The following is a 12,039-nucleotide window of genomic DNA, read 5'->3' as shown; positions in this document are numbered from 1 at the left end:
CGTGCCCCGGCCGATCCGTGCCGTCACCGTGGACTTCTGGGGCACGCTCGTCTTCGAGGGCCCGCGTGCCGACGATCGGTATCGCGAGCGGCGCCTCGCCGACTTCGAGGCCATCCTCACCCGGGCGGGATTCCGCGTGACGCCGAAAGACCTCGGTCGCGGCTACGAGCACTCCGCGCGCGAGCTGACCTGGGTGTGGTCGGACAATCGCGACATCCCCGTCGTCCGCCACGTGGCGTCCATTCTCGAAGGGGCCGAACCCGGCCTCTCCGCCCGGGTGGCCGAAGCGACGATGGAGGCGCTGATCGAGGCCTACGCCGCGCCCGCGCTGCTGGTCCCGCCGCGGGCGGACACCGGCGCGCGCGGGGCGCTGCAGACCCTGGCCGGGCGCGGGCTTCGGCTGGGGGTGGTGTCGAATACCATGCGGACGCCCGGCCGCGCCCTGCGCCGCATTCTCGAGGGGCACGGCCTCCTGTCCTGCTTCCATCACCTGACGTTCTCCGATGAGGTCGGGGTGCGAAAGCCCGCCGCCGAGATCTTCCGGCTCACTTTGGACGCCCTCGGCGTGCCGCCCGGAGAGGCCGCCCACGTGGGCGACGACTCGCGGCTGGACGTCGAGGGCGCCCGCAACGCGGGGCTTCGCGTGGTGCAGGTCGTGGCGGCAGGGGGCGCCGCGGGCCCACCCGAGCCGGATCTCGTGATCGCGGGCCTGGAGGCGCTGCCGGAGGCCATCGCGGTGCTGGAGCGGCACGCATGATCCGGGGCGTCACGTTCGATTTCTGGCAGACTTTGGCGGAGGACGCGCCGGAGAATCTCGCGGCGCAGCGCCGGCTCCGCCTCGAGGCGCTCCACTCGGCGCTGCGCTGGTCGGGCCTCGAGGTCGACGCCGACCAGGTGGAGGAGGGCTACGAGCGCTCCCAGGGACTCCTCGAGGAGCGCTTCTGGAATCGCCACCGCGACCCCGGCTTCGCCGAGCAGGTGGCCCTGGTGCTCGACTGCGTGGCGCCGGGCGCGGCCGCCCGAGTCACCGGCTCGCGGATGGACGCGCTGCTCCGCGGCTACGCCGATCCCGTCCTCCGGTGGCCGCCGGCGCTTTGCCCGGGCGCGGGGGACGCGGTCCGGACGCTGGCGGCCCAGGGTCTCCGGCTGGGGGTCATCTCGAACACCGGGCGGACGCCGGGCATGGTGCTGCGCCGGTACCTCGAGCGCGAGGGCCTGCTGCGCCACTTCCAAGTCGTCACCTTCTCGGACGAGGTGGGGCTGCGAAAGCCGGAGGCGGAGATCTTCCGTCGCACCCTGGCCAAGCTCGGGCCCGAGCTGGGCCTCGAGCCCCATGAGGTCGCGCACATCGGCGACAATCCTGAGGCGGACGTCGAGGGGGCGCGGGCCGTGGGCATGCGAGCGGTGCACTACGTGGTCGGCGGCCGGCCGGTCGCCGCGCACGCCGATCTCGTCGTCACCGATCTAGCCTCGCTCGGGGAGCACCTCGCCGCCGGCTGAGGCCGGGTTACACCTTGCACCCTTCGCAGGCTACGGGTAACATCCTGTCCCGCGATGGACGTGACCGAGCTCCGCTCGAAGATTCGCGATATCAAGAACTTTCCCACCGAGGGCATCCTCTTCAAGGACATCACGACGCTGCTGAAGGATGGCCCCGCATGGGCGGCCGTGATCGACCATCTCGCCCAGAAGTATCACGCGATCCCGGTCGAGATCGTCGTGGGAGTCGAGTCGCGCGGCTTCATCTTCGGCGGGGCGCTGGCCCACGAGCTCAAGGCGGGCTTCGTGCCCGTGCGCAAGCGGGGCAAGCTGCCGGGACCGACCATCGAGGAGGAGTACGAGCTGGAGTACGGGCGCGACGTCCTGGCGATCCACGAAGACGCCATCCAGCCCGGCCAGACGGTGCTGGTGGTGGACGATCTCCTGGCCACGGGGGGCACCATGGCCGCCACCCTGCGGCTGGTGGAGCGGCTGGGGGGCAAGGTGGTAGGGGCCTCCTTCCTGATCGAGCTGGGGTTCCTCAAGGGTCGGGACCGACTTCGTGGCTATCCGATCGAGGCCCTGATCAGGTACGATTAGGCCCATGAGGCTGATCACCCTCCTTGCCGCCGGGCTGCTGGGGGCCATCGTGGCCACCGCGGCGCCCGTCCGCGCCGAGGACGCCAAGGCTCCCGTGGCCGGGCCCTCGGCCATCCTCCAGCTCCTCAACAGCCGGGAGCCCGAGAGCGCGGACACGAGCCTCCGAGAGTCGCTGCGGCCCGATCTCGCGCCGGTCCCCGCCGCGCGGCTCGATGCGCCCGAGCGCATGCCGGACGGCAGCATCCGCTACGGGAAGACGCGGGTCAAGGTGATGGTCAACGACTGCCCCGACGATCCGAACCACGAGGCGCTGCTTCCCCCGCCGCCCGTGCGCCGCATTCGCTAGCCCGCTCGCGTCGCACGACCCCGACAACGCCGGCCTGCGCCAGGCGCGGTCGAACAGGAGTTGCCCAGCATGGCCATCAAGACCGTCGGTGTGATCGGGTGTGGGCTCATGGGCTCCGGCATCGTCCAGGTCGCGGCGCAGGCGGGGTTCCGCACGGTGGTGGTCGAGGCCAGCCCGGAGCTCCTCGAGCGCGGGCTCGGCGGCCTCCGGCGCACGCTCGACGGCCTCATCGCCAAGGCCAAGCTCGACGAAGCCGGGAAGAAGCAGATCCTCGACCGGATCACCGGCGCCACGGACTTCTCGGCGTTCAAGGACTGCGACCTCGTCATCGAGGCGATCACCGAGAACCAGCCGCTGAAGAACGAGACCTTCGCGAAGCTCGACGCCATTTGCCCGCCTCACGCGCTCCTCGCCTCCAACACCTCCTCGTGCAACGTCACCGCCATGGCGGCGGCGACCAAGCGCCCCGCCCAGGTGCTGGGCCTCCACTTCTTCAACCCGGTGCCGTTGATGAAGCTGGTGGAGGTGGTGCAGACCATCCTCACCGACGACAAGACGGTGGCGGAGGCGTATGAGTGGGTGCAGGCGGCGGGCAAGGTGCCGGTGCGCGCGAAGGACTCCACCGCGTTCATCGTGAACCGGCTCCTCGTGCCGTACCTTCTCGACGCCATCCGCGTCTATGAGGGCGGGCTGGCGACGCTCGAGGACATCGACACCGCAATGAAGCTCGGCTGCGGCTATCCGATGGGCCCCTTCACGCTCCTCGATCTGGTCGGGCTCGACACCACGATGTACGTGGCCGAGGTGATGTTCGAAGAGTTCCGCGAGGCCCGCTACGCCCCACCGCCGCTTCTCAAGAGAATGGTCATGGCCGGGCAGCTCGGCCGCAAGTCCGGCAAAGGGTTCTACGATTACCGCAAAACATGAACCAGGCCTGGTACCTCACTGACGACCAGCGGGCGATTCAGAGGCTCGCGCGCGAGATCTCGCAGGAGCGCATCGCGCCCCGGGCCGCCCACGTGGACGAGACCGAGGAGTATCCCGCCGAGCAGCTCCGGCTCCTGGGCGAACAGGGCCTGATGGGCCTGCACATCCCCGAGGAGTACGGCGGCGCCGCGGCGGGCGCGCTCGCCTATTGCCTCGCCGCGGAAGAGGTCGCGCGCGCCTGCGCCGCCACGTCCACCATCTTCCTCGTGCAGAACCTCGGCGGCTACCCCATCGCCCTGGGCGGGAACACGGAGCAGAAGAAGCGCTTCCTCCCGCGCCTGGCCACCGGCGAGATCACCGCCGCGTTCTCGCTCTCCGAGCCGGGCTCCGGCTCCGACGCCGCGGGCATGACGTGCTCGGCGGTCCGCAAGGGCGACCGCTACGTGGTCAACGGCTCCAAGATGTGGGTGACCAACGGCTCGCACGCGGGCGTGATCACGGTGTTCGTCAGCACGGATCGCGCCCAGCGCGCCCGGGGCGTCACCGCGCTCCTCGTCGAGCCGGGGACGCCCGGCTTCACGGTGGGCAAGCACGAGAAGAAGCTCGGCATCCGCGGCAGCCCCACGGTGGCGCTGCACTTCACCGACTGCGAGATTCCCGTGGAGAATCGGCTCGGCGAGGAGGGCGGGGGATTCCGCCTCGCCATGCGCACGCTCGAGGCGTCGCGGCCCACCATCGGCGCGCAGGCGGTGGGCATCGCTCAGGCGGCGCTCGACGCCGCGGTGGCCTACGCGAAGGAGCGGAAGTCGTTCGATCAGGCTATCGCGACCTTCCAAGGCATCCAGTTCATGCTGGCCGACATGGCGATGGCGGTGCACGTCTCCCGGCTGGCGGTGCACCACACCGCCGCCCTCATGGACCGCGGCGCCGCCTCCACCGCGTTCGAGGCCTCGGTGGCGAAGTGCCTCGCCTCGGACACCGCCATGAAGGTCGCCACCGACGCCGTGCAGATCTTCGGGGGCTACGGCTACACGCGCGAGTTCCCGGTGGAGCGCTACATGCGCGACGCCAAGATCACGCAGATCTACGAGGGTACCAACCAGATCCAGCGGCTCGTCATCGCGCGGGCCCTGCTGGAGCAAGGAGAGTCTCGATGACCGGCCGCCGCCCGTCCTCCTCCGTGTCCCGCCGGACCGTCCTCAAGGGCGCCGCCGCCGGCGCCGCGGTGCTGGGATTCCCCCTCCCGCTGCGCGCCCAGGCGCCGGCGATCAAGATCGGCGCCGTCCATCCCGTCACCGGTCCGCTCGCCGAGCCGGGGCAGGCCTGCCGGCTGGGCGCGACGATGGCGGTGGAGGCGGTAAACGCGGCGGGCGGCATCAAGTCCATGGGCGGCGCCAAGCTCGAGCTCATCGTCGGCGACACGCAGACCAAGCCCGACGTGGGGCGCACCGAGGCGGAGCGCGTGATCAACCAGGGCGCCCAGATCCTCATGGGCTCGTTCGACTCGGGCAGCACCGCGGCGATGGTGCCGGTGGCGCAGCAGCGCCGCGTGCCCTTCCTCGTCGACATCGCCGCCGCCGATCCCATCACTGCCAACGTCGCCAAGGCGGTGAAGGAGGGGCAGCAGAAGGTGCAGTACGTGTACCGCAACTTCCCCACCGGCTCGTCCTTCGGGGCGCGGGCGGTGCGCTACTTCACGGAGATCTTCGCGGAATCCGGCGTCGCGCCCAAGCGCGTCGTCCTGATGTACTGCAACGACCTCTTCGGTCAGAACGCGGCCAAGGGCTTCCAGGCCGGCCACGCCGCCGCCAAGCCCGCGTGGGAGATCGTGGACGTGATCCCGTGGCCCGAGCCGCCCCAGGACCTCTCGACCGAGGTCTCGCGCGCCAAGGCCGCCCGACCGGACATCATCGCGCCCATCACGCGGCCGGCCTCAGCCCAGCTCCTGCTCCCCGAGCTCCGCAAGCAGCGCGTGGAGGTCATGGGCATCGTGGGGCCGGGGAGTCCGGGGCTCTACGAGGCGGGGCAGCTCGCGGTGCTGAAGGACGACCTCGAGTACGTGATGTCCGCGGTGCCGTGGGCCAACTTCAAGAACCCGCGCACCCAGAAGGTGGCGGAGGACTATCTCAAGCGCTCCAGCGGGAAGACCTTCGACACCAACTCCGGCTACTCCTACGACGGGATCTTCGTGCTCGCGGACGTGCTCGAGCGCGCCAAGTCCACCGATCCCGACACGGTGGTGGACGCGATCAAGAAGACCAGCTACACCGCCGGCCTCATGCAGTACGCCGGTCCGGTGATGTTCAACGAGCTGGGCGACAACCCCAACGCCGTCACCACCATGATCCAGATCCTCGGCCAGAAGCCGGTCGCGGTGTGGCCGAAGGAGGCAGCGGTCCAGAAGCTCGTGTTCCCGCGCCCGAAGCGTTGACGCGCGGCCGGCGCGGAGCCGCCTGAGGTGGACTTGACCCTCGTCGGGCAGGGCCTGCTCAGCGGGCTCCTCTTCGGGGGCGTGTACAGCCTGATGGCGGTGGGCCTGACGCTGATCTTCGGCGTCATGCGGGTGGTCAACTTCGCCCACGGGGACATGATGGTCTGGGGCATGTACCTCGCGTGGATGCTCGCCACCCGCGCCGGTATCGATCCCTACGTGGGCTTCCCCGTCTGCGCGGCGGTCCTGTTCGCCCTGGGCTGGGCGGTGCAGCGCGGCCTCGTGCATCGCATCGTGGACGCCCCCCACGAGATGCAGATTCTCCTGATGCTGGGGGTGGCCCTGGTGCTCGAGAACGCCGCCCTCGTCGCGTTCGGGCCCGATCCCCAGCGCGTGCGCTCGCCGCTCACCGCCGCCACCCTCTGGCTGGGGCCGCTCTTCGTCGACGTGGGCCGGCTCGTCACGTTCGGCGTGGCCCTGGCCCTAACCGGCGCGCTCTGGGTTTTCCTCGCCCGGACCGATCTCGGCCGGCGCATCCGGGCTGCCTCCGACAATCCCTACGGCGCCCTCGTGATCGGCACCGACGTGGGCCGTGTCTACGCCGTCGCCTTCGGGATCGGCGCCGCCTGCGTGGGGGCGGCGGGGGCGCTGGTCTCGCCGATCCTGCCCTTTCAGCCCGCGGGCGGACTGTCCCTCTCGGTGGCGTCGTTCAACATCGTCATCATCGGGGGAATGGGCAGCCTGCTCGGCGCCTTCGTGGGCGGGCTGCTCGTCTCGGTGGCGGAGTCGCTCGGCGCGGTGTTCCTCGCCCCGTCCATGAAGGAGCTGGTCAGCTTCTCGCTCCTCGTCGTCATCCTGCTGTTCCGCCCCGCCGGCCTGTTCGGCAAGCGCGCGGCATGACCGCCCCGCGGCTGGCCGCGCTCGCGGGGGTACTGGCGCTGGTGGCGCTGCCCACCGTGCTCAGCTCGTACGCGGTGACCGTATTCATCTTCATCTTCTTCTACGCCTACCTCGGCCAGGCGTGGAACCTCGTGGGCGGCTATGCCGGCCAGCTCTCCGCGGGACACGCGGTGTTCGTGGGGCTGGGCGCCTACACCTCGGCCATGCTCTCGATGACACTCGGGCTCACGCCCTGGCTCGGGATGCTGGTGGGCGGCGCCCTCGCTGCCGCGCTGGGCGCCCTCATCGCCTATCTCGGCTTCCGCTTCGGGCTGCGGGGCTTCTACTTCGTGCTCCTCACCGTGGCCTTCGCCGAGATCGGCCGCATCGTCGCCCTCAACACCGACGCGGTGGGGGGCGCCCTCGGCCTCTACATCACGTTCACCGGCAATCCACGCCAGTTCCAGTTCCAGGACAACCGCGCCTACTACTACGTGGCTCTCGTCATGATGCTGGCGGCCACGGCCCTCGTGGCCGCGCTGGAGCGGCGGCGCTTCGGGGAGTACCTCAAGGCCATTCGCGAGGACGAGAACGCCTGCGAGGCGCTCGGGGTCGACACATTCCGCTACAAGCTGCTGGCGATGGTGATCTCGTCGTTCCTCACGGGCGTCGGCGGCACGTTCTACGCGTACTACCTCTTCTCGCTCCAGCCCAACGCGGTGTTCGGCATCCCGCTGTCGGTGGAGATCATGATCCGCCCGATCGTGGGCGGCGCGGGCACCGTGCTCGGCCCCGTGCTCGGCTCGTTCATCCTGAGCCCGCTCGGCGAGCTCTCGCGCATGTATCTCTCCCAGGGGGCGTGGAGCGGGCTGCATCTCATCGCCTACGGCGTGCTGCTCATCGCGGTCGTGCTGTTCTTCCCGCAGGGCGCGTATCCGACTCTTTTGAAACTGGGGGGGAGCGTGCGCCGGATTGTTCGACCGAGGGGAGCTACGCCCCCCTCGCGCTCCCCCGGCCCCCGGCCCCCCCACCGCCCATGAGCAAGATGCTCATGGTCGAGGGCCTGGCGAAGCGCTTCGGGGGGCTTCAAGCGGTCGGCGGGCTGTCCTTCGAGATGGCGGACGGGGAGATGCTGGGGCTGATCGGACCGAACGGGGCGGGAAAGACCACCGTGTTCAACCTCCTCTCGGGATTTCTCGCCCCCGACGCGGGCACCGTGCGGTTCCGGGGGGAGAGCCTGACCGGGCTCAAGCCGCACGTCATCTGCCGGCGGGGGCTCGCGCGCACGTTCCAGATCGTGCGCCCCTTCCCGCATCTCTCCGTGCTGGCCAACGTGCGGGTGGGCGCCCTCGGCCGGCATCCCGACGCGCGTGAGGCCGACGCGCGGGCGCGCGCGGTGGTGGCGCGCGTGGGGCTCGACGGCAAGCGCGACGCCGCCGCGGGCAGCCTGACACTCTCCGACCGCAAGCGGCTCGAGCTGGCGCGTGCGCTCGCCACCGAGCCCACGCTGCTTCTGCTCGACGAGGTCATGGCCGGGCTCAGCGGCCCCGAGACCGCGGACATGGTGCGGCTCGTCTCCGGGATCAACGCCGACGGTGTGTCGGTGCTCCTCATCGAGCACAACATGCGCGCGGTGATGACCCTGTCCCACCGCCTCGTGGTGATGTCCTTCGGGCAGAAGATCGGCGAGGGGCTGCCCACGCGTGTCGCCAACGATCCCCGCGTCATCGAGGCCTATCTCGGCGAGGACTATGTCCACCCTGCTCCGGCTTGACGGGCTCGAGGTCGGCTACGGCGCGCTCACCGCGGTGCGGGACGTGTCGCTGGAGGTCGGCACGGGCGAAGTGGTCGCTCTGATCGGCGCCAACGGCGCCGGCAAGACCACCACGCTCAAGGCGATCACGGGGCTCATCCCGCTTCGCCGTGGGCGGATGGCCCTGGATGACGACCGCCTGGACGGCCTTTCACCCGCGCGCATCGTCGGCCGGGGGATCGCGCACGTTCCGGAGGGCCGCCAGCTCTTCCCCACGATGACGGTGCGCGAGAACCTCGAGCTGGGGGCCGCAGGCCGCGAGAGCCGGATGCGGCGCGCCGAGACGCTGGCGTGGGTGCTGCGCCTGTTCCCCCGCCTCGCCGAGCGCGCGCGGCAGCTCGCGGGCACGCTGTCGGGCGGGGAGCAGCAGATGTGCGCGATCGGCCGCGGGCTCATGGCGCGGCCACGCCTGCTGATGCTCGACGAGCCGAGCCTGGGCCTGGCGCCCGTGATCGTGAAGCAGATCTTCGAGAACCTCGCCCAGATCAATCGCGAGGGCACGACCATTCTCCTCGTGGAGCAGAACGTCGGGCGCGCGCTCGGGCTGGCGCATCGCGCCTACGTGCTCGAGAGCGGCCGCATCGTGCTGTCGGGGACCAGCGCCGAGCTCCTCGCCAGCCCGCACGTCAAGCAGGCCTATCTCGGCCTCTGAGCTGGCTCGCTGGTTGCACCGCTGGTTCATGTGCCCGATGCGATCGGTCCGTCCAAATATGCGCATTCGTTGAGTGATCGGCCGGGAGGCGCAAGCGGTGCGCGACCCGGCCAACGTCAGGGCGGAAGCCTGGACGTCACCCCGGCTGACACTTTTCGGGGTCCCCTCGGCGTCTCTGGCGACCGCGCCTACGAGACCCTGGCCGAGCTGGTGCAAGTGGTGTCAAGCTGCCTGGATCTGGGCGAGGCGCTGGGGCGCGTGGCGGAGGCCGTCGCGAGCCTGCTGCCGAGCTCGGCCTCGCGTATCTGGGTGGCCGAGGGCGAGCGCCTCGTGCTGAGCAGCGAGTACGGGATCCGCGCGCCGCGCGAGGGTCTGGTCACCGAGCTCGCTCTCGGCGAAGGGCTTACCGGCCACGTCGCGCGCTCGGGCGAGATCCTGGTCCTCGAGGACCTGATCGGGGACGCGCGCGCACACAATCTCGCGTGGCTGCGCGAGGAGGGGTTCGTCTCCTGCGCGGGGTTGCCGCTCCACGGCCGGGAGGGCCTCGTGGGCGTGGCGCTCCTGCTCACGCGCGCACGCCACCGCTTCACGGACCGGGAGATCAGACTCCTCAAGGTCTTCGCCTCGCAGGCCGCCATCGCCATCGACAACGCCCGCCTCCACACGGAGACGCGACGCCGGCGCGAGACCGCGGAGGCCCTCGCCGAGATCGCGCGACTCACATCGCGGACCCTGAATTCGGAGGACACCCGCCAGCGCATCGCCGACAGCATCCGCTCGCTGCTGCGCGGCCTCACCTCCGCGCTCTACCGCCTCGATCCCGACTCCGGCGAGCTGGTCCTGCTCGCCGCCTCGGGCAAGACCATTCCCGCCAACGGCGGCAAGCTCGTGCGCGCCCCCGGCACCGGCATCGTGGGTCTCGCCGTCACCGAGCGCCGCGCGATGGTCACCCGCAACATGCTGGACGATCCGCGCATCGTCATGGGCGAAGAGGAGCGCATGCGGGTGGCGGAGTCGCCCTGCCGGGCCGGCCTCGCCGTGCCGCTGCTCGTGCAGGAGCGGGTGGTGGGCGTGCTCGGCGTGGGCCGGGGCGGGGGGGACGACTTCGACGCGGACGCCATCCACCTCGCCCAGGCCTTCGCCGACCAGGCGGCGGTGGCGCTCGAGAACGCCCGCCTCTACGAGCGCCAGTTCAATCTCCTGGGTGCCCTGCGCTCCCGGCAGGCGCGGCTGGAGGCCCTCCTCGAGGTCGGCCGCCAGCTCGCGCGGATCCAGCCGGTGGAGTCCCTGCTCGAGCGCATCGCGGAGGCATGCGCCCACCTCTTCAACTCGAGCTCGGTGGCGTTCCGCCTCGTCGAGGGTGAGCAGCTCGTGCTGTGCGCGAGCTGGGGGCACACCGAGGATGCCCTGGCGTCCCCGCGCCTGCGCATCGGCGAGAGTTTCACCGGGGTCGTGGCCGCGCGCGGTGAGGCGCTCGTCGTGACGAATCCCCTCGACGACCCGCGGCTCCTTCCCGCGCACCGCGAGGGCTACCGCCGCCTGGGGATCCGCGCCTTCCTCGGCGTGCCCGTGAAGACCGGCGACGACGTGGTCGGCGTGCTCTCGATCCGCTCATCCCGCGCGGAGGGATTCACCGAGGACGACGTCGAGCTCGCCGCCACCTTCGCCTCGCAGGCGGCGATCGCGCTCGAGAACAGCCGGCTCTACCAGAAGACCCAGCGCGCGTTCGACGAGCTCACCCAGGCCCAGGATCAGCTCGCCCAGGCGCGCAAGATGGAAGCGGTGGGTCTGCTCGCGGGCGGAGTGGCGCACGACTTCAACAACATGCTCATGGTGATGCTGGGGCGGAGCGATCTGCTCCTGCGGCGGTTGCCCGGCGCCGACCCCATGCGACGGGACCTCGAGTTGATCCGCTCCACCGGCCAGCGCGCCGCCGATCTCACCCGGCAGCTCCTCGCCTTCAGCCGAAAGCAGGTCCTGGAGCCCCGCGTGCTCAACCTCAACGCGGTGGTGGGCGAGCTGGCGCCCATGCTGGAGCGGTTGATCGGCGAGACCATCGAGCTCCGCGCCGCGCTCGCAGTCGGGCTGGGCGAGGTTCGTGCCGACCGCGGCCAGATGGAGCAGGTCATCATGAATCTCGTGGTCAACGCGCGCGACGCGATGCCGCGCGGCGGCCGTCTCACCCTGGAGACCGCGAACGTCGAGCTCGACGCCACCGCGGTGCGCGGCCGCGTGGGCATGCGGCCGGGCCCGCACGTGCTGCTCGCCATCACCGACTCCGGGCTGGGCATGGACGAAGCGACCCAGGCGCGCATCTTCGAGCCGTTTTTCACCACGAAGCCGTTCGGGGAGGGGACGGGGCTGGGGCTCGCGACCGTGCACGGCATCGTGAACCAGAGCGGCGGCACGATCTGGGTGTACAGCGAGCCGGGCAGGGGCACCACGTTCAAGATCTATCTCCCCCGCGTCGCCGAGGGCGCGGCGGGGGAGTCCGGCGAGTCGGCCGCCGACGAGACCCCGCGCGGCTCCGAGACCATCCTGCTCGTGGAGGACCAGGGCGACGTGCGCGACTACGCGCGCGACGTGCTGCAGGCGCAGGGCTACACCGTGCTGCTCGCCGGCGACGGCACTGCCGCTCTCAAGGCCGCGCGCGCGCATCCGGGGCGCATCCACCTGCTCCTCACCGACGTCGTGATGCCAGGCATGAGCGGCCGCGAGCTGGCGGAGCGGCTGACCGCGGCGCACCCCGACGTGGCCGTGCTCTTCATGTCCGGCTATCCCGATCGCGCGGTGGTGGACCACGGCATCCTGGGGCCGGGGGTCACCTTCCTCCAGAAGCCGGTGGCGCCCGACGCCCTCGCGCGCAGGGTCCGCGAGCTGATGGACGGGCGCCGCCACCGCGTCGCCTAGCC

At 71.0% G+C, this 12,039-nt stretch carries 12 protein-coding genes; all 12 read left to right on the top strand.

Translation table 11 applies throughout. The features are described from left to right. Nucleotide 1 precedes the first annotated feature (1 nt). The 12 genes from VFX14_07620 to VFX14_07565 all read left to right on the top strand — a co-directional run bounded on the left by VFX14_07620 (nucleotide 2) and on the right by VFX14_07565 (nucleotide 12,037). On the top strand, nucleotides 2-757 hold the full coding sequence (locus VFX14_07620) for an HAD family hydrolase (GenBank protein ID HEU5189540.1): 756 nt from the start codon (nucleotides 2-4) through the stop codon (nucleotides 755-757). Beyond that, entirely contained in the window at nucleotides 754-1,500 is a 747-nt protein-coding gene (locus tag VFX14_07615; GenBank protein HEU5189539.1) for an HAD family hydrolase, read from the top strand. Before VFX14_07620 ends, VFX14_07615 begins: the two co-directional genes overlap by 4 nt. A gap of 54 nt (nucleotides 1,501-1,554) precedes the next feature. Continuing rightward, nucleotides 1,555-2,079, top strand: coding sequence for an adenine phosphoribosyltransferase (locus tag VFX14_07610; protein HEU5189538.1), 525 nt, complete (start codon nucleotides 1,555-1,557; stop codon nucleotides 2,077-2,079). Between the two features lie 4 nt (nucleotides 2,080-2,083). Further along, a complete protein-coding gene (locus VFX14_07605; GenBank protein HEU5189537.1) occupies nucleotides 2,084-2,425 on the top strand; it encodes a hypothetical protein in 342 nt (113 codons plus the stop codon). Nucleotides 2,426-2,494: 69 nt separating this feature from the next. After that, a complete protein-coding gene (locus VFX14_07600; GenBank protein HEU5189536.1) occupies nucleotides 2,495-3,352 on the top strand; it encodes a 3-hydroxybutyryl-CoA dehydrogenase in 858 nt (285 codons plus the stop codon). After that, nucleotides 3,349-4,509: an acyl-CoA dehydrogenase family protein gene (locus tag VFX14_07595; protein HEU5189535.1), complete on the top strand. Its 1,161-nt coding sequence runs from the start codon at nucleotides 3,349-3,351 to the stop codon at nucleotides 4,507-4,509. The genes VFX14_07600 and VFX14_07595 overlap by 4 nt, the downstream gene beginning before the upstream one ends. After that, nucleotides 4,506-5,783: an ABC transporter substrate-binding protein gene (locus tag VFX14_07590; GenBank protein ID HEU5189534.1), complete on the top strand. Its 1,278-nt coding sequence runs from the start codon at nucleotides 4,506-4,508 to the stop codon at nucleotides 5,781-5,783. Before VFX14_07595 ends, VFX14_07590 begins: the two co-directional genes overlap by 4 nt. Nucleotides 5,784-5,810: 27 nt before the next feature. Next, the gene (locus VFX14_07585) at nucleotides 5,811-6,683 is read left to right on the top strand and encodes a branched-chain amino acid ABC transporter permease (GenBank protein HEU5189533.1); all 873 of its coding nucleotides are present in this window, start codon (nucleotides 5,811-5,813) and stop codon (nucleotides 6,681-6,683) included. Then, a complete protein-coding gene (locus VFX14_07580) occupies nucleotides 6,680-7,702 on the top strand; it encodes a branched-chain amino acid ABC transporter permease (protein ID HEU5189532.1) in 1,023 nt (340 codons plus the stop codon). The genes VFX14_07585 and VFX14_07580 overlap by 4 nt, the downstream gene beginning before the upstream one ends. Further along, complete coding sequence (locus VFX14_07575) at nucleotides 7,699-8,436, top strand: ABC transporter ATP-binding protein (GenBank protein ID HEU5189531.1); 738 nt, start codon at nucleotides 7,699-7,701, stop codon at nucleotides 8,434-8,436. The genes VFX14_07580 and VFX14_07575 overlap by 4 nt, the downstream gene beginning before the upstream one ends. After that, a complete protein-coding gene (locus VFX14_07570) occupies nucleotides 8,423-9,127 on the top strand; it encodes an ABC transporter ATP-binding protein (GenBank protein ID HEU5189530.1) in 705 nt (234 codons plus the stop codon). The genes VFX14_07575 and VFX14_07570 overlap by 14 nt, the downstream gene beginning before the upstream one ends. A gap of 210 nt (nucleotides 9,128-9,337) precedes the next feature. Then, nucleotides 9,338-12,037, top strand: a complete 2,700-nt coding sequence (locus VFX14_07565; protein ID HEU5189529.1) for a GAF domain-containing protein — start codon at nucleotides 9,338-9,340, stop codon at nucleotides 12,035-12,037. The last annotated feature ends 2 nt before the right edge of the window (nucleotides 12,038-12,039 follow it).

This window comes from Candidatus Methylomirabilota bacterium (assembly GCA_035764725.1).
Lineage (GTDB): Bacteria > Methylomirabilota > Methylomirabilia > Rokubacteriales > CSP1-6 > DASRWT01.
The sequence above is the reverse complement of the archived record's forward strand: the minus strand, read 5'-3'. Positions and strand labels throughout refer to the sequence as shown.

Bases quoted from the DNA above. Each gene is read 5' to 3' on its own strand.
- VFX14_07615 (HEU5189539.1), top strand. From the start codon at position 754: ATGATCCGGGGCGTCACGTTCGATTTCTGGCAGACTTTGGCGGAGGAC.
- VFX14_07590 (HEU5189534.1), top strand. From the start codon at position 4,506: ATGACCGGCCGCCGCCCGTCCTCCTCCGTGTCCCGCCGGACCGTCCTC.
- VFX14_07575 (HEU5189531.1), top strand. From the start codon at position 7,699: ATGAGCAAGATGCTCATGGTCGAGGGCCTGGCGAAGCGCTTCGGGGGG.
- VFX14_07610 (HEU5189538.1), top strand. From the start codon at position 1,555: ATGGACGTGACCGAGCTCCGCTCGAAGATTCGCGATATCAAGAACTTT.
- VFX14_07600 (HEU5189536.1), top strand. From the start codon at position 2,495: ATGGCCATCAAGACCGTCGGTGTGATCGGGTGTGGGCTCATGGGCTCC.
- VFX14_07595 (HEU5189535.1), top strand. From the start codon at position 3,349: ATGAACCAGGCCTGGTACCTCACTGACGACCAGCGGGCGATTCAGAGG.
- VFX14_07605 (HEU5189537.1), top strand. From the start codon at position 2,084: ATGAGGCTGATCACCCTCCTTGCCGCCGGGCTGCTGGGGGCCATCGTG.
- VFX14_07580 (HEU5189532.1), top strand. From the start codon at position 6,680: ATGACCGCCCCGCGGCTGGCCGCGCTCGCGGGGGTACTGGCGCTGGTG.